Raw genomic sequence first — 17,330 nt, forward strand, 5'->3', positions numbered from 1 at the left:
CCCGATGCTTCCCGCGGCCCGTCACCAGTCCATAGTGGACGCCGTCAGGCGCGAGCGGGTGGTCCGCGTGTCGGACCTCGCGCAGCAGCTGGGGGTGTCCCTGATGACGGTGCGCCGCGACATCGAGATGCTGGAGGAAAGCGGCCAGGTGGAACGGATCCACGGCGGCGCCAAACTACCAGGGGATGCCAGCACGCACGAGCCCGGATTCGAACTGAAGTCCACCCAGCTGACCGCGCAGAAACGCGCCATCGCCCTGGAAGCCGCCGCGCTGGTCCACGAGGGCATGGCGGTTGCCCTGAGCGCGGGCACCACCACCTGGGCGCTGGCCAAGGAACTCGCCAACGGCCCCCGGATCACTGCGGTGACCAACTCAGTGAAGATCGCCGACCTTTTCCATCATGCCTCGGCGTCGGGGTCCGGGCGCCATGCCTCAACGGTGATTCTCATCGGCGGCGAGCGCACGCCGTCGGACGCCCTGGTGGGCCCCATCGCGACCGCAGCGCTGCGCCAACTGCACCTGGACCTGCTGTTCCTCGGCGTGCACGGGATGGATGCGGACGCCGGCTACACCACGCCCAACCTCCTGGAAGCCGAAACCAACCGGGCGTTCATCGCCGCCTCCCGCAAAGTGGTGGTCCTGGCGGACCATACCAAGTGGGGCACCCAGGGAATCAGCACCATCGCCCAACTTGAGGAAGCCGACGAGGTGATCTGCGATTCCGGCCTGTCCCCCGACGCCCAGCGGATCCTCCGCGACCGGGTGGGCCGGCTGAGGCTCGTTTAGGCTCCGGACGGGTCAGTCAGTAGCGCGGCCTCACGGGCAGCCGCAGGACTGCCTGACGAGGAGCTTCGTCGGAAACACTCGGTGCTGTGCAGGCTCGCCGCGGTCCGCTCCCACGAGCGCCCGGACGGCAGCCTCCGCCATGTCGCGCACGGGCTGCTCCACGGTGGTCAGCATCGGCCAGGAGTATTCGGCGTCCTCCGACCCGTCGAACGAGACCAGCGCTATGTCCTCCGGGACGGACAAGCCGGCCTCGTGGAAGGCCCGGAGGATGCCGATGGCCTGCATGTCGGAGCTGGCGAAGACGGCGGTGGGCCGATGCCCGGACGCCAGGAACCGCTTCCCCGCCGCGTAACCGCCAACCCTGGTGAAGGCGCTGCGGGCGATGGGGCCTTCCGGCAGCCCGGCGTCTCTGAGCGCCTGCACCCAGCCCTCCTCGCGGGCATCCGCTTCATTGCCCGTGGTGGTGCCCATCGCCAGGCCGATGTTGGTGTGGCCATGACCGATCAAATGCTCGACGGCGGTGCGCGCACCCTTGGCCAGGTCCACCCCGACGGTGGTGACCCCGGCCGAACTCCCGCTGTGGCTCAGGAGCACGGACGGGATTTCCGCGGTCTCCAGGTCTGCGAGGTCCGGCTCGAACAGGACGCTGGCGAGCACCACGCCGTCCACCTGCCGGGCCGCCAGGTTCCGGATGTTCCGGCGCTCCTTGGCGAGGTTGCCGTCCGAGTTCGTCAGCACCAGGGCGTACCCCAGCGCCCCCGCCGCGTCCTCCACGGCATGGGCCAGCATCGAGAAGAAGGGGTTGCTGTTGTCCGGAATGACCAAACCGATCGTTTCGCTGGATCCCAGCTTCAGGGCCCGCGCAGCCGCATTGGGGCGGTAGCCCAGCTGCCGGATGGCCTCCTGGACCTTCGCTTGGGTGGCGGGCGCCACCTTCTTCGGCCCGCCGTTCACCACGTAGCTGACGACGGCGGTGCTCACCCCGGCGTACCGGGCAACATCCTTGCGGGTCACCTGGGTGCGAGGGGCGGGCATTGCCGGAATGGTCATAGTCTCCATGCTAGCTAGAGCACGTCCTAGAGCGTTGCCGGAGCATCGCCGAAGTCCCGGATCGGAAGGCGTTCGCCGTTCCGCCGGGCGGATTCATGGGCCACGATGCCGGGCAGGGTGAACCGCGCGGCGGTCCATGCGTTGACCGGCGGCAGCGTGCCCGTGTTCACGGCCGTGACAAAGTCGTCCACAAGGAACTGGTGGCTGCCTTCGTGGCCGTTGGGCGCGCCGCGGAACTCCTCCGGCAGCCTGTCCCTGTCATGCACCGGCGCCAGCCCGGACACGAAGGCGTCCCGGAGTTCCGGAGCCACATTGGCGAGCGACGGATCGTCCAGGGGCACGCTGGGCCGCGACTCCATCTGCTCCGAGATGTCGTGGACGTTGGTCTTGTCCTGCCACACGGTCACCTTGGCCAACTGCTCAAAGCTGGCCTCGGTGCCGAAAAACCGGAACCGGGACTCACGGATATGCGAAGGGTAGCCCACCCGGCGCATCTCGTTGGTCCGCATGGCACCGCCGTCGTTCAGTTCGAAGAGGGCCGTGGCGTTGGAGAAGTCGTTGCCGAACATGCTGATGTCCTTGTCGAACACCCCGTCCCCGCGGTCGTCCTTCACCCCGACGCAGCTGACGCTCACGGCATGCGCCGGCAGGGCACCGAGGACGCCGCCGATCGCGTGGGTCGGGTACAGCATGGGCGGATAGCTGGCGGTTTCCTTCCAGCGCTCCCCGCCGCTGTACTGGTAGGCGTCATAGAAACCCAGGTCCATGTCGTGGACGTAATCGCCTTCCGCGTAGAACACCCTCCCGAACCGGCCGGCCGCGTGCTGCTCGCGTGCATAGACCGTGGCCGGGTTGTAGTAGCTGGTCTCACCCATCATGTAGACGTTGCGGGTCTCCCGGACAGCGTCGATGATCTTCGCGATCTCGTCTTCGGTGACTGCCATGGGAACAGCCGAGTAGACATGCTTTCCGGCTCGGAGCGCCCGCTCCACCAGCGGTCCGTGGGTCCACCGCTGCGTGAAGATGGCGACGGCGTCGACGTCGGACGACAGCAGATCATCGAACGTTCCGAGGGAACCGGCCAGGCCATATTGGTCAACTGCCCCGGCCGCACGGTCCGGCCGCTCATCCACAACGAAGACCTCGCTGACCCCGGGGTGGAGGTCGAAGAGGTGCGCGAACTGGCCACCAAACTGCCCCACGCCAACTACTCCAATTGAAAACGCCATTGTTCCTGCCTTCCAGGCCACAGCTGCACCGGCATGCGGTGCGGGATTGATGTTGGGCTCAGTCTTCCAGCGGAATCTACTCGAGTCAACAGTTCCAACGTTGGAGAGAAATCGGAGGGCATTTGCTTAAAATATCGTCTTGCGATCCGATATCTACTCGTGTAGATTCGGTGGCGATTGTTAGTTCCATCACACACCCAGGAAGGGTCGACGATGACCACCCTTACCAAGAACGCCCCAGCCGGGAGTCAGCAGCGGCCGGCCCGGCCCGGCAGGAAACGTACCGGCGGCCTCCGCCGGTACGGCGACCTCAAGATCGCACTCTTCTTCATCGCCCCGGCAATGATCGGCTTCATCCTCTTCTACGTGGTGCCCACCATCCGGGGGATCTACCTGAGTTTCACGGAGTACAACATCCTCGGCGACCCGGAGTGGGTGGGCCTGGACAACTACGCGGCGATTGCCAAGGATCCGCTGTTCTGGAACTCCCTCACCGTCACAGGGCAGTACGTCCTGATGAATATCGCGCTCCAGACGGCTTTCGCCCTCGGGCTGGCCCTCCTGATGGACCGCGTGGCCAAGTCCACCCTGGTCCGGGGTGCCCTGCTCCTGCCGTACCTGATGTCGAACGTCATCGCGGCACTGCTCTGGTTCTGGATGCTTGACTACCAGATCGGCATCGTGAATCAGTTCATCGAATGGGCAGGCCTCCCCCGCGTCGCCTTCTTCGGCAGCGAGGAGTGGGCAATCCCCACCCAGGCCCTGATCAACACGTGGCGGCACATGGGCTACACCGCCCTGTTGATCTTCGCCGGCCTCCAGGCCATCCCGCAGCACCTCTACGAAGTGGCCAAACTGGACGGCGCATCACCGTTCCAGACCTTCCGCAAGATCACCATGCCGCTGCTGCGCCCGGTCCTGGTGCTGGTGCTGGTCGTCACCGTGATCGGTTCCTTCCAGGTCTTCGACACCGTGGCAGTGACCACGCAGGGCGGACCGGTCAATGCCACCCGCGTCATCCAGTACTACATCTACCAGCGCGCCTTCACCGAGTCGGACTTCGGCTACGGATCCGCCATCGCCGTCATCCTCTTCCTCATCCTCGCCCTCGTTGCCTTCATCCAAATGAAGTTCCTCCGGGGCAACGAGTCGGACCTGGACTAAGGAGTCCCGTATGACCACCACCTCCAGCGCACCGACGCCGGCAACCGTCCGCCGTCGTACGTTCAACGCCCGCCCCATCAACGCCCGCCGCGCGGGCGCCTGGGCGCTGCTGGCGCTCGCCATCGCCGTCTCCGTGCTCCCGTTCCTCTGGGTGTTCCGCACCGCGTTCTCCACAAACGGAGCGCTGGCCACCCAATCGGCGAGCCTCCTCCCGGCAGACTTCACCGTAGGCGCCTTCATGCGCGTCTTCGGGCTGCAGAGCCCGGCCGACGCCGTCGCGGAGGGCGGCTCCGGCGCCGCCATCGACTTCTGGCTGTACCTGCGCAACTCGATCGTCTTCTCCTCCATCACCACAGCGGGGGCCGTGTTCTTCAGCGCGATGGCCGCCTACGCCTTTGCCCGGCTGCGCTGGAAGGGCCGGAACGCGGTATTCAGCCTGTTCCTGGGCACCATGCTGGTCCCGCCGATCTTCACCGCGCTGCCCAACTTCCTCCTGATCAAGAACCTGGACCTGCTCAACACGATGCTCGGGATGGTGCTGCCGTACGTCTTCATGACTCCGTTCGCCATCTTCTTCCTCCGGCAGTTCTTCCTGAACATGTCCCGTGAAGTTGAGGAGGCAGCCATGCTCGACGGCGCCAAGCACCTGCGCATCTTCTTTCAGATCGTTCTCCCCAACGCCGCAGCGCCCATCGCCACTCTTGCGCTGCTGACCTTCATCGGCCAGTGGAACGAATACTTTTGGCCCCTGCTGGTCGGGTCCCAAGATGACGTGCGCGTCCTCCAAGTGGGGCTCGGGGTCTTCAAGTCGCAGTCCCCGCAGGGCGCACCGGACTGGTCCGGCCTCATGGCCGCCACCCTTGTCTCGGCGCTGCCCGTCCTGGTCCTCTTCGCCGCCTTCGGCAAGAAGATCGTCAACTCCATCGGTTTCTCCGGAATCAAATAAGAACCCCGTGCCCTCCTTTCTCCACCCATCCCGAACGGAAAGAAAACAATGAAGAAATCCCTCGGCACCGTCGCCGTCGCCGCAGCCATGGCACTTTCCCTCTCCGCCTGCGGCGGCTCAGGATCCTCTGCAGAATCGGCCAAGGGCGAAATCAGCTACTGGCTCTGGGACGCCAACCAGCTTCCCGCCTACCAGCAGTGTGCTGCCGACTTCACCAAGGCCAACCCTGACATCAAGGTCAAGATCACCCAGCGCGGCTGGGACGACTACTGGAGCACGCTCACCAACGGTTTCGTCGGCGGCACTGCCCCCGACGTGTTCACAAATCACCTCGGACGCTACGGCGAACTTGCCGAGAACAAGCAACTGCTGCCCATCGACGACGCCGTCAAAAAGGACAACGTGGACCTGACCGCCTACAACGAGGGGCTGGCGGATCTGTGGGTGGGCCAGGACGGCAAGCGCTACGGCCTGCCGAAGGACTGGGATACCATCGGGCTCTTCTACAACAAGGCGATGCTCGCAAAGGCCGGCATTTCCGAGGACCAGATGAAGAACCTGACCTGGAACCCGCAGGACGGCGGAACCTACGAGAAGGTCATCGCCCACCTCACCGTTGACAAGAGCGGCAAGCGCGGGGACGAGGCCGGCTTCGACAAGAACAACGTGGCCGTCTACGGCCTCGGACTCAACGGAGGCGGCGACTCCTCAGGCCAAACGGAGTGGAGCTACTTCGCCAGCACCACCGGCTGGTCCCACACGGACAAGAACCCGTGGGGAACGCACTACAACTACGACGACCCCAAGTTCCAGTCCTCCATCGACTGGTTCGCCGGACTGGTCAAGAAGGGCTACATGCCCAAGCTCGAGTCCACTGTGGGCGCAAGCATGGCCGATACCTTCGCTGCCGGCAAGTCAGCCATCAACGCGCACGGCTCATGGATGATTGGCCAGTACACGGTCTACAAGGGCATCGAGGTGGGCATCGCCCCGACGCCGACAGGCCCGGAGGGTGCGCGGGCGTCGATGTTCAACGGCCTGGCCGACTCGATCTGGGCCGGAACCAAGAAAAAGGACGCCGCCATCAAGTGGGTGGAGTACCTTGCCTCGGCATCCTGCCAGGATGTCGTAGCCTCCAGGGCTGTGGTCTTCCCCGCGCTCAAGACGTCTTCTGAGAAGGCCGCGGCAGCGTTCAAAGCCAAGGGCGTCGACGTAACGGCCTTCACCGAGCACGTCAAGAATAAGACCACCTTCCTTTACCCCATCACTGACAACACCGCCAAGGTCAAGGGCATCATGGAGCCCGCCATGGACGCCGTGGTATCCGGCAAGCAGCCCGCCAGTTCCTTGACCGACGCCAACAACCAGGTCAACTCCCTCTTCAAGTAGGGCGTCAACTGGACGAAAATCAAAGTCCAGGCATCCAAACCTGCGGGGCCGGAACCGCACACCGCGCCCGGCCCCGCAACACCCTCATACCTATCTGCTTTTCACGAAAGAGACATACCTATGGATCCCCTGCACCTCCGTTCCGCCGGCACCAGCCTGGTGATCAGCTTCAACAGCGGGGAGGCCGAGGTCATCCACTGGGGTGCCGACCTTGGCAGCGACCTCCCTGACCTGGCCATCCTCACCGCGGCCATCCCCAATTCCGCCGTCGACGTCACTGTCCCGGCGGGACTGCTCCCGCAGGCGTCCTCCAGTTGGCGCGGGCGGCCGGGCCTGCGGGGCCACCGGATTGCCGACGGCGTCTCCGGCCTTGACTTCTCCGTCCGCCTGCGCGCTGTGCGCGCCGCAGTCAACGGCAGCTCCGCGGCCGTCGTGCAGGAGGATGCCGACGCCGGCCTCACCGTCGAATCCACATTCACGCTCCACGACGGCGGCCTGCTGGAACTGCAGCACACCGTCACGAACACCGGAACCACGCCGTTCCAGCTCGACGAACTGGCCACTGTCCTCCCGGTGTCCCCGGACGCCGTCGAACTTCTCGACCTGACCGGGCGCTGGTGCCGGGAACGGCACCCCCAGCGCCGGCCCATCCAGCAGGGCACCTGGGTGCGCACCGGCCGGCATGGCCGCACCGGGCACGACTCCTCGCTGCTGTTCGCGGCAGGTACTGCCGGCTTCGGCAACCGCCACGGCCGCGTCTGGGCCACCCACCTCGCCTGGAGCGGCAACCACGAACAGTTCGCCGACACCCTCGCCGACGGGCGCACCATGATCGGCGGCTCCGAGCTGCTGGGCCCGGCCGAAGTGGTCCTCGAGTCCGGCGAAAACTACGCCACGCCCAAGCTCTTCGCCGCCTACTCCGACCGCGGCCTGGACGGTATCAGCGAGTCGTTCTACAGCTGGTTCCGCTCCCGCCCGCACCACGTTCTCCCGGCGGCCGGCGACGGAAAGCCGCGCCCCGTGGTGCTCAACACCTGGGAGGCCGTCTACTTCGACCACAACCTGGACACACTGATCGAGCTCGCGGACTCGGCCGCAGACCTCGGCGTGGAGCGCTTCGTCCTCGACGACGGCTGGTTCCGCGGCCGCCGCGACGACACCGCAGGCCTGGGTGACTGGTTCGTGGACGAGACGCTCTGGCCGGACGGGCTGACGCCGCTCATCGAGGCCGTCACGTCCCGGGGCATGGAGTTCGGCCTGTGGGTGGAACCCGAGATGATCAACCTCAACTCGGACACGGCACGGGCGCACCCCGACTGGATCGTGGGGCCGGCCGCCGCGTCGCACAAGGACGGCGGACGCCTGCCGCTGGCGTGGCGGAACCAGCACGTCATCGACCTCGTGAACCCTGAGGCGTGGCAGTACATCTTCAACCGGATCGACGCCCTCCTGCGCGAATACAACATCAGCTACCTCAAGTGGGACCAGAACCGCGACCTCACCGAGCACGGGCACGCCGGACGCTCTTCCGTCCACGGGCAGACCCTCGCCGCCTACCGCCTGTTCGACGAGCTCCGGAAGGCCCATCCCGGCGTCGAAATTGAAAGCTGCTCCTCCGGCGGGGCACGCGTGGACCTCGGCATCCTGGACCGCACGGACCGCCTCTGGGCCTCGGACTGCAACGACGCCCTGGAACGGCAGACCATCCAGCGGTGGACCGGCGTCGTGGTTCCGCCCGAAATGGTGGGCGGCCACATCGGTCCCACCACGTCGCACACCACCGCTCGCACCCACGACCTGTCCTTCCGCGCCATCACCGCGCTGTTCGGCCACTTCGGCATGGAGTGGGACGTCCGGGAAGTGCAGGGCGGGCAGCGCGAGGAGCTCAAGCGCTTCATCGCGCTGTATAAGGAGCACCGCGGGCTGATCCACAGCGGCCGGATGGTCCGGGCCGACGTCCCCGACGACTCACTCATGCTCCACGGTGTGGTGGCAGGTGCAGCCGGTTCCGGTGCTTCCGGTTCCGTTGCGGCGGGCGCGACGGCGGCGCTGTTCGCCCTGGTGAGCACGCGCACCTCATTCGCCGAGCTGCTGGGACGGGTCGCCCTGCCCGGGCTGGAAGCGGCCCGCCGCTACCGGGTGGAGGCCATCTTCCCGGCCCCGGGCGACGCCGACTACGGACACACCTTCACCCAGATCCAGCCGCCTGCCTGGCTGGCTTCCGGGGCGGAGGCCAGCGGCAGCTTCCTGGCGGAGGTGGGGCTGCCGATGCCGAACCTCAACCCGGAGCATGCGCTGGTTCTGAAGGTCACGGCACTCTAGCGGTCAAAAGCAAGAACGGAGCCTGCCCCGGTGTACCACCGGAACGGAGGGAACAGCGGGGCAGGCTCCACTCGGATTAGGGAACGCAACAACCTCGTCGGCACGCTGAACCTGATTCGGTCCATGGATCGGCACGGCGTCCGGTCGATCGTCTTCAGCTCCTCGGCCACGGTCTATGGCGAACACAACGCCATTCCCTACGTGGAGAAGATGGAAATCGGCGCAAACAGCCCCTACGGCCGCACGAAGGAACAGATCGAGGACATTATCTCGGACCTTGGCGCCGCGGACAGCCGCTGGCACATCGCCCTCCTGCGTTACTTCAACCCGGTGGGCGCCCACCCCTCGGGACGGATCGGCGAAGACCCGCACGGCATCCCCAACAACCTCGTCCCCTTCATCGCGCAGGTCGCCGTCGGCCCGTCGCGAAGAGCTGATGGTGTTCGGCAGTGACTACGACACGCCGGACGGAACGTGTCTGCGCGACTATATCCACGTCGTCGACCTCGCCGAAGGCCACGTGGCAGCCCTGAAATACATCGCCCAAGGGGCAGGCGTGTTCCGCTGGAATCTCGGCTCAGGTACCGGCTCCTCGGTGCTGGAAGTCCTGCGCTCCTTTGAAAAGGCGGTGGGCTCCCCGATCCCGTACAAAATCACGGGCCGGCGTCCGGGAGACCTTCCCGCCTTCTGGGCGGTGTTTGCGTAACGAAGGCCCTGCTCCCGCCGGACAGGCAAGCCGACGCGATAGATTTGCAGTCATGACTGAAGCCCCCTCCGCCACCGAAGCCGGCCGCGGCACCATCCTTGTCCTGAACGGCCCCAACCTGAACCTCCTCGGCACCCGCGAGCCGGAAAAGTACGGAACGGCCACACTGGCCGACGTCGAGCAGCTCGCCAAGGACGCCGCCGCCGCCCGGGGGCTCGACGTCGAATGCTTCCAGTCCAACCACGAGGGCGCCTTGGTAGACGCCATCCACGCCGCCAGGGGCAAGGCCATCGGCATCGTGCTGAACGCCGGGGCCTACACCCACACCTCGGTGGCCATCCGCGACGCCATCTCCGCGGTGCAGCTGCCCGCGGTGGAAGTCCACATCACCAACGTGCACGCCCGCGAGGAATTCCGTCACCACTCCTACCTTTCCGACATCAGCAAGGCCGTGATCGCCGGGGCCGGAATTCTGGGCTACCGGTTCGCCGTGGAGTACCTCGCCGACCTGAATGCCGGCAAGGCCTGACCATGCCGGCAGCGGCCCTCGGCACCGCAGATTGGTACCGGCACTTCGGGACCGTTGATGCGCCCGGTTCCTCACCCTGCTACGCCGACTGGTCGCTGCACATCGCCGACGACCCCGGGCTCATTGCCCGGATCGACGAGTGGCCATACAACAAGCGCCAGCCCCTGCTGATGCTCGCCGCCGCCCGCTTCCTCGGCGCCAGGCCCTCGCCCTACCCCGAGTTCCGGGCCTTCCTGGACGAGCACTGGGCCGAAGTCTCGCGCACCGTCATGTCCCGCGCCACCCAGACCAACGAGGTGGGCCGCTGTGCCACCCTGCTGCCCTCGCTCGCGGCCATCGCCGCCGCCGAGGGCAGGCCCCTGGCCCTGATCGAGGTGGGCGCTTCCGCCGGGCTCGCCCTGTTCCCGGACCGCTACAGCTACGAGTTCGACGACGGCGTGAGGGTTACGCGGCTGGGTCCGGTTGGGCCTGAGGGACTCCCCGGGCCTCCCATCCTGCGTTGCCGGACCGCGGGCCCTGTACCCCTGCCGGAGAGCCTGCCTGAGGTGGTGTGGCGGGCCGGGATCGACCTGAACCCCCTGGACGTCCGGAACCCCGAGGACGTCGCGTGGCTGGAGGCGCTGATCTGGCCGGAGCAGGAGTTCCGCCGCGAGCGGCTGCGCCGGGCCATCGCTGTTGCGCGCGAAGATCCGCCTTTGCTGGTGGCCGGCGACCTGAACGAGCAGTTGCTGTCACTGGCAGGCCACGCGCCAGGCGACGCCACGCTGGTGGTATTCCACAGTGCCGTCATGGGTTACGTGAGCGCTGACGGGCGTGCCCGGTTCCGGGCCGCCATGCAGGACCTGGCGCGCCTCCGGGGTTGCCACTGGCTGTCCAACGAGGGCGAGACGGTGATCATTCAGGAGGACGGCTCGGCGGTGGTCACGGAAATGGACCCCAGCCGGCTCCGCGGCAACTTCCTGCTGTTGCACAACGGCAAGCCGGTGGCCATCACCGGCCCGCACGGCCAAAGCCTGGACTGGCTGTAACCGGCTGATCCTGTAGCTGGATGCCCTACTGCCGTCTTGCCCTAGCGGCTGGGTGCCCCTGCTGCTGCGTGCCCGCTACTGCTGGATGCATTGTCCCGACGACACGGGACTGGACAGGCCCGGCGCCTCCGCCGCCACCGGCCGAAGGTCGATCATCGGAATCGCGAAGCCGAGCGCTGCGTTGGATGTTGTCTTCGCGAAAATGACGCCTGCCACCTCCCCGTTGGTGGTGAGCAGCGGCCCGCCCGAGTTGCCGGGCTGGACGTCGCCGGCTAGCTTGTACACCTCGTCGGGAACGGGGTCATTTCCGTAAATGTCCGGCACCAGCACCGTGGAAATGCCCTGCACAGTGGCCGGCTTGGACTGGTAGGGGCCGCCGTGCGGGTAGCCGGCAAAGGCAGCGGCGGTTCCTGCGGGCAGGTCGGCGCTCAGCGGCAATGCCACGGTGGGCAGGCCGTCCACGGCGAGGACGGCGAGGTCGCGCTTGCTGTCGAAATACACCACCCTGCCGGGCATGGCTCCTCCGCCGGGGACTTCCACCACCGGCTGCGACACTCCTGCCACGACGTGTGCGTTGGTCACCACGCGTCCGGGCGACACCACAAAGCCTGTCCCGGTCTGGTTCTGCCCGCACTGGAACGCGGTCCCCGCGATTTTCAGGACCGAACCTGCTGCCCTGTTCAGCGCCGGAGTATCCGTGCTGGCGTTCGGAACCGGGAGCTGCTGCTGGTCCTGGCCGATGCCCTCGATGAGCGTGGGGATGCCGTCGCCGATGACCGCCGAACGCAGCTGCGCCATGGCGGATTTAACCGGGTTGGGCGTCAGTCCGTCTATGAAACGGATCACCTTGGACTCGGCCAGCTGCTGCGACACGAAGGGCACGCCAAGTGCGCTGATGCTGAAGGCCAGCATGGACATGACCAGCGCTGACACGATCAGGTTCACGGCCCCGCCGATGAGTCTGTCCATTGCCCGGAGCGGCTGCATGCGGACGGCGCTGCGGATGCTGCGCCCGATCATGGTGCCGAGCGCATTGCCGAGGACCACCAGCAGGACGGCAGCACCGATGATGGCGGTCAGGCGCCACCCGCTGTCCTCCACGAAGTCGCTGACCAGCGGAACGGAGAGGAAAGCGGCCACGGCGCCGGCCGCGAAGCCGGCAAGGCCGCCGACGGTCACCAGGAAGCCATTGCGCAGGCCGTAGATCAAATAGGACAAAAGCGTAAGAATCAACGCAAGGTCCAAAACGGTCAGGCCAAACACCGGGTCTCCTCACAAGCAGCTAAGCCCCGATTCTACTGGCGAAGTCTGACAGTTTGCCGTGCATGGGCGGAGCCTGGGCTGGTCTCGCGGCGTCTTTTAGGGCGTTTCAGCTGCCAAGTACGTCACAGAACGTTGAAAATTCTGAAACAATGGCACAAGCGCCCCAGACGACACTTTTACTCAGGAGAATTTATGGACATCGAGGTATTGCGCCGCGCACCCCTTTTCGCCACGCTGGACGACGACGCGTTCCGCCTGCTGACGGACGAACTGACCGAGGTCGACCTGTCCCGCGGTGCATCCGTTTTCCGCGAGGGCGACCAGGGTGACCAGCTCTACTTCATTGTCTCCGGCAAGGTGAAGCTCGGCCGCACCTCCCCCGACGGCCGCGAATCCCTGCTGGCCATCCTCGGCCCGGGTGAGCTCTTCGGCGAGATGGCCCTGTTTGACCCGAGTCCGCGCACCGCCACGGCCACCGCCGTCTCGGAGACCCGTCTGGCCGGCCTCAAGAACGAGAGCCTGAACTCCCTGCTGCGGACCCGCCCCGAGGTATCGGCCCAGCTGCTGCAGGCACTGGCCCGCCGCCTCCGCCGTACCAATGACTCCCTCTCCGACCTGGTCTTCTCCGACGTGCCCGGCCGCGTGGCCAAGGCACTCCTGGACCTCGCCGACCGCTTCGGACGTCCCGCCACCGACGGCGTTCTCGTGGCACACGAGCTCACCCAGGAAGAGCTGGCCCAGCTGGTCGGCGCCTCCCGCGAGACCGTCAACAAGGCACTGGCCGAGTTCGTCCAGCGCGGCTGGCTGCGCCTCGAAGCACGCGCCGTTGTGATCTTGGACATGCAGCGCCTCCGCCAGCGCTCCCGCTAACAAAACAGCACAGGCCGCCCTGATCGGGCGGCCTGTGCTGTTTAACCCCGGGGAACGGAAGCGAACGGTCTAGCGCTCGCGCTGGGGCTCTCCGGCGACCGTCTTGGCTGCCTCGACTTCGAGCATGAGCGTCCCGTTTTCGTCAACCAGCCTGGGCTGGTAGACGTGCGGGGTGCGCTTGTAGCTAAGGTAGGCGATGCAGCCGTTGGCTTTCGCCATCTTCTCCAGCATGATCTCGGAACCGGGGACCATGAGCTGCCCGAGGGTCAGGCCTACGGTGTTCTCCTGGCCCACCTCGTCACCCAGGGCAGTGGTGTCGCGTTCGGCGATCGCCTTGGTGGCGCACACCCACCGCCCCCAGACGCCCTTGCTCTCCAGGAGGGAGGGCTGCTGGTTCATGGGGACGGTGGCGGCGAAGTACCGGGTGTTGAAGCGCCGGTGCGCGAAGTCCGGGCTGAGCCAGTTCACGAGCGGCTTGAGCAGGTCCGTGCGCAGGGACAGGCCGCGCTTGGCCAGCTCCTGGGTGAACGACTTTTCCTGCGATGCCACGGCTTCCCGGGCCTTCATCCACTCAGCAGTGGACGTCGCCTCCACGGTGGAGGACAGGTCCGGGCCAGCCAGCAGCACGCCGGTTTCCTCGAACAGTTCGCGAACTGCGCCCACCACGTGGCGGCGGGCCAGCCCGACGTCCTCCGTTCCCATCTGTTCAGCCCAGTGCTGGGGCGAGGGCCCCAGCCACCCGACGGCGTCGTCGTCGGACGCGTCCAGGGAACCGCCCGGAAAGGCCAGGACACCCAGCGGCGATTCCCCGGGACGGTAACCGAGCCAGGTCTCCAGGCCGGTGGGCGAATCCCGGAGTAGAACCACGGAGGACGCGAAACGCGGTTTGCGGGGAGTCCGTTCTCCATGTTCGAGCCAGCTTCGTGCCGCCCCTTCAAGATCGGGAGGAAGAACAAAGAGCCGGCGTGCTAGATGGGGCAAAGGAACCTACTGCTCCTAGCTGAATTCGGCGATCAGTTCGACTTCCACCGGAGAGTCGAGCGGCAGGACCGAAACGCCGACGGCGGAACGGGCGTGCTGGCCCGCATCACCGAAGACCCGGCCCAGGAGCTCGGAGGCGCCGTTGATGACGCCGGGCTGGCCGGTGAAGGAAGGATCAGAGGAGACGAAGCCCACAACCTTGACGATGCGCGTGATGCGGTCGAGGTCACCGATGACGCTTTTCACGGCGGCCAGGGCGTTCACGGCACAGACTGCGGCGTATGCCTTTGCGTCTTCCGGGGACACAGTCGGCTCGTCCGAGGTCCCCTCGGTGCCGGCGGACACCTTGCCCGTAGCTTCGAGTTTGCCGTTAATAAACGGCAGCTGTCCGGACGTGTAAACGTGGTTGCCGGTAACGACGGCGGGCACGTACGCAGCGACGGGCGCGGCAACTTCCGGGAGCGTCAGTCCCAGCTCGGCGAGACGCTGCTCGACGGCGGACGATGGCGTCAGATCAGCGCTGGAAGCGGTTTCCTGGGGGGTGGTCATGCTACTGCTTCTCCCTCTTAAGGTAGGCGACAAGGCCGTTGCCGTCGGGTCCGGGGACTACCTGAACAAGCTCCCAGCCGTCGTCTCCCCACTGGTCCAAAATCTGCTTCGTGGCGTGGATGATGAGCGGAATCGTGGCGTACTCCCATTTGGTCATGAAATAAAGCCTAATCGTTGCCGGTAAACTGGAGAACATGGCGACTCGTAAGAACCCCATATTCGACACGGCCACCACCCTCGGAAAAATTTTTGGCTTCCTTGGTGTGAGCGCTATTTGTGGCGTCCTCGTGGCCGGCCTGCTGGTTCCTGCAGCCGCCGTTTCGGGCAGCACAGCCAGCGGCTCGATCGAATTCTTTGACACCCTGCCCGCTGAACTACAGGTGGACCCGCCCAGCCAGTCCACCACGGTCCTGGCCGCGGACGGGAGCGTGATCGCCAACCTGTACGCCGAGAACCGCACCCGCGTTCCACTGGACCAGATCTCCCCGTTCATGAAGGACGCGGTGATCGCCATTGAGGACAGCCGGTTCTACGAGCACGGCGGCGTGGACACCACCGGCATCCTCCGCGCACTGGTCGCCACGGCGCGCGGCAACAAGCAGGGTGCCTCCACCATCACGCAGCAGTACGTCAACAACGTCCTCAACGCCAACCTTGAGGCAGAGGGCAACACCGATGAGATCAAGCTCAACGGCGTTAACAAGGGCGTCGGCGACAAGCTCCGCGAAATGAAGCTCGCGATCGCCCTGGAGAAGAAATTCACCAAGGAGCAGATCCTTGAGGGCTACCTGAACATCGTCTTCTTCAACCGTGATGCTTACGGTATTGAGGCCGCCTCCAAGTTCTTCTTCAGTACCACCGCCAAGAACCTGACGCTCCCCCAGGCCGCGCTGCTTGCCGGCCTCGTGAACAGCCCGTCGGCCTTCGACCCCATCACCAACCCGGACAACGCCAAAAAGCGCAGGGACCTGGTTCTGAGCGCGATGCTCACCCACGGCAAGATCACCAAGGCCCAGTACACCGCCGCAGTGGCAACCCCGGTGACGCCGAAGGTGACCCCGGCACGGCAGGGTTGCGCCTACTCGCCCACCGCCCCGTACTTCTGCGACTACGTCCTGCACCTCCTGCTGAACAATCCGGCCTACGGTGCAGATGCCACCGAACGCGAGAAGAAGGTGTTCCGTGGCGGCCTGACCATCAAGACCACCCTGGATCCGAAGGCGCAGAAGATCGCGCAGGACCAGGTGAACGCCGCTGCCGGCTCGAACCCGGACAAGTGGGGCGCCGCCCTCGTTTCCGTTGAACCGGGCACCGGCAAGATCACCAACATGGCCCAGAACACCTCGTGGTTTGCGGGCAAGGGCAAATTCGACTCCCAGATCAACTTCAGCGTTGACCAGTACGACGACCAGGGCAATGACCTGAACGGCCTCGGCGGCGCGCAGCCCGGCTCCACGATGAAGCCGTTCACGTTCGCCGAGTGGCTGAACGAAGGCAAGTCGATGAACACCATCGTCGACGCCTCCCAACGCCGCTACCCGCAGAGCTTCCCGTGGCGGAACACCTGTGAGACTCCCACCGTGGGCTGGTATGACAGCACAAACGGCGAGTCCACGGACCTCCAGAACGCCGAAGAGGGTTACTACCGGCCCATGAGCGTGCTGGACGGCCTGAAGAACTCCATCAACACCGCAACGTTCGCCTCGGCGTCGCAGCTTGACCTGTGCGGCATCCAGAAGGTCGTGGACGCGGTTGGCCTGCACGAAGGCCTGCCCGCCCGCGACAAGGAGACCAACGCGGTGGTGGACCCGAACCCGAAGATCACCATGACCACCATCGGCAACCTGCTGGGCTCCCGCCAGACGGCGCCGCTGACCATGGCCACAGCCTTCGCCACCTTCGCGAATGACGGCAAGTACTGCGCCCCGATCGCCATCACGTCGGTGACCGACCAGACCGGCGCACAGCTGCCCGCCCAGTCCCCTGCCTGCCGGGATGCCCTCAAGCCCGAGGTGGCCCGCGGCGTGAACTACGCCCTGCAGCAGGTCCTGAACGAGGGCTCCGGCTCCCTGATCGAGCCGCGGATCTCCACACGGACCAACTTCCCGATCGCCGCGAAGACCGGTACGTCCAACAACAACGGCTCCACCTGGGTCGTCGGACACACGATGGGCCTCGCAACGGCGGCCTGGTTCGGTGATCCGCTCGGCAACCAGCAGCGTGCCGGCCAGAACGTGACGGTCAACGGCAAGTTCTACACCGGCATCGACGGTTACATGATCGCCGGTCCGATGTTCTCCAACTTCATGTCCCAGATTGCGCCGGGCTACGGCACGGACCCCTTCCCGGAACCGCCGTCGAACCTGCTTTACGGCACGCCGGAGTTCCAGCCCACCGTTCCGAACAACCCGGTGCCGAACAACCCCTCGACGGGTGAAAACACCGGCGGGAACACGGGTGGCGACACCGGGAACAACGGCAACGGAAACGGCAACAGCACCAAGGGCAACGGCTGAC

Annotated in this window: 15 protein-coding genes and 1 pseudogene; 10 read left to right on the top strand and 6 right to left on the bottom strand. The window is 65.9% G+C overall.

What is annotated here, in order from left to right; all coding sequences use genetic code 11:
• Positions 1-4: 4 nt before the first annotated feature.
• Complete coding sequence (locus tag AC5RWD_RS18335) at positions 5-787, top strand: DeoR/GlpR family DNA-binding transcription regulator (protein ID WP_494021374.1); 783 nt, start codon at positions 5-7, stop codon at positions 785-787.
• 30 nt (positions 788-817) lie between these two features.
• Here AC5RWD_RS18335 and AC5RWD_RS18340 read toward each other — a convergent pair whose 3' ends face one another.
• Together AC5RWD_RS18340 and AC5RWD_RS18345 are read right to left on the bottom strand one after the other, a co-directional pair.
• Positions 818-1,837 (bottom strand): LacI family DNA-binding transcriptional regulator, encoded by a 1,020-nt coding sequence (locus AC5RWD_RS18340; RefSeq protein ID WP_494021375.1) that lies wholly within the window; start codon positions 1,835-1,837, stop codon positions 818-820.
• Between the two features lie 26 nt (positions 1,838-1,863).
• On the bottom strand, positions 1,864-3,066 hold the full coding sequence (locus tag AC5RWD_RS18345; RefSeq protein ID WP_494021376.1) for a Gfo/Idh/MocA family protein: 1,203 nt from the start codon (positions 3,064-3,066) through the stop codon (positions 1,864-1,866).
• A gap of 213 nt (positions 3,067-3,279) precedes the next feature.
• On the opposite strand from AC5RWD_RS18345, the gene AC5RWD_RS18350 reads away from it, so the two are divergent.
• From AC5RWD_RS18350 to AC5RWD_RS18380, 7 genes and pseudogenes are all read left to right on the top strand, one after another.
• Positions 3,280-4,230 (top strand): carbohydrate ABC transporter permease, encoded by a 951-nt coding sequence (locus AC5RWD_RS18350; RefSeq protein ID WP_494021377.1) that lies wholly within the window; start codon positions 3,280-3,282, stop codon positions 4,228-4,230.
• Between the two features lie 10 nt (positions 4,231-4,240).
• Positions 4,241-5,176 (top strand): carbohydrate ABC transporter permease, encoded by a 936-nt coding sequence (locus AC5RWD_RS18355; protein ID WP_494021378.1) that lies wholly within the window; start codon positions 4,241-4,243, stop codon positions 5,174-5,176.
• Positions 5,177-5,224: 48 nt separating this feature from the next.
• Entirely contained in the window at positions 5,225-6,565 is a 1,341-nt protein-coding gene (locus AC5RWD_RS18360; protein WP_494021379.1) for an ABC transporter substrate-binding protein, read from the top strand.
• Between the two features lie 120 nt (positions 6,566-6,685).
• Positions 6,686-8,887: an alpha-galactosidase gene (locus AC5RWD_RS18365; protein ID WP_494021380.1), complete on the top strand. Its 2,202-nt coding sequence runs from the start codon at positions 6,686-6,688 to the stop codon at positions 8,885-8,887.
• Positions 8,888-8,974: 87 nt separating this feature from the next.
• Positions 8,975-9,581 (top strand): annotated as a pseudogene (gene galE / locus AC5RWD_RS18370) (UDP-glucose 4-epimerase GalE); the annotation flags it as partial.
• 64 nt (positions 9,582-9,645) lie between these two features.
• Complete coding sequence (gene aroQ, locus AC5RWD_RS18375; RefSeq protein ID WP_377948473.1) at positions 9,646-10,122, top strand: type II 3-dehydroquinate dehydratase; 477 nt, start codon at positions 9,646-9,648, stop codon at positions 10,120-10,122.
• A gap of 2 nt (positions 10,123-10,124) precedes the next feature.
• Positions 10,125-11,150 carry a DUF2332 domain-containing protein gene (locus AC5RWD_RS18380; protein WP_494021381.1) on the top strand — a complete coding sequence of 342 codons (1,026 nt, stop codon included), beginning with the start codon at positions 10,125-10,127 and terminating at the stop codon, positions 11,148-11,150.
• 75 nt (positions 11,151-11,225) lie between these two features.
• On the opposite strand, the gene AC5RWD_RS18385 is transcribed toward AC5RWD_RS18380, so the two are convergent.
• Positions 11,226-12,413 carry a MarP family serine protease gene (locus AC5RWD_RS18385; protein WP_494021382.1) on the bottom strand — a complete coding sequence of 396 codons (1,188 nt, stop codon included), beginning with the start codon at positions 12,411-12,413 and terminating at the stop codon, positions 11,226-11,228.
• 192 nt (positions 12,414-12,605) lie between these two features.
• Here AC5RWD_RS18385 and AC5RWD_RS18390 point away from each other — a divergent pair, with 192 nt between their 5' ends.
• Positions 12,606-13,283, top strand: a complete 678-nt coding sequence (locus tag AC5RWD_RS18390; protein WP_003797871.1) for a Crp/Fnr family transcriptional regulator — start codon at positions 12,606-12,608, stop codon at positions 13,281-13,283.
• Between the two features lie 69 nt (positions 13,284-13,352).
• Here AC5RWD_RS18390 and AC5RWD_RS18395 read toward each other — a convergent pair whose 3' ends face one another.
• The 3 genes from AC5RWD_RS18395 to sp36 are packed head-to-tail and all read right to left on the bottom strand — an operon-like array spanning position 13,353 to position 14,970.
• The gene (locus AC5RWD_RS18395) at positions 13,353-14,264 is read right to left on the bottom strand and encodes an NUDIX hydrolase (RefSeq protein ID WP_494021383.1); all 912 of its coding nucleotides are present in this window, start codon (positions 14,262-14,264) and stop codon (positions 13,353-13,355) included.
• A 15-nt stretch (positions 14,265-14,279) separates the two neighbouring features.
• Positions 14,280-14,813, bottom strand: a complete 534-nt coding sequence (locus tag AC5RWD_RS18400; protein ID WP_494021384.1) for a RidA family protein — start codon at positions 14,811-14,813, stop codon at positions 14,280-14,282.
• A 1-nt stretch (position 14,814) separates the two neighbouring features.
• Positions 14,815-14,970 (bottom strand): Sp36 family protein, encoded by a 156-nt coding sequence (gene sp36, locus AC5RWD_RS18405; RefSeq protein ID WP_003797879.1) that lies wholly within the window; start codon positions 14,968-14,970, stop codon positions 14,815-14,817.
• 37 nt (positions 14,971-15,007) lie between these two features.
• Between sp36 and AC5RWD_RS18410 the strand changes: the two genes are divergently transcribed.
• Complete coding sequence (locus AC5RWD_RS18410) at positions 15,008-17,329, top strand: transglycosylase domain-containing protein (RefSeq protein WP_494021385.1); 2,322 nt, start codon at positions 15,008-15,010, stop codon at positions 17,327-17,329.
• Position 17,330: the final 1 nt, after the last annotated feature.

It is taken from the genome of Arthrobacter sp. CMU6, assembly GCF_059090205.1.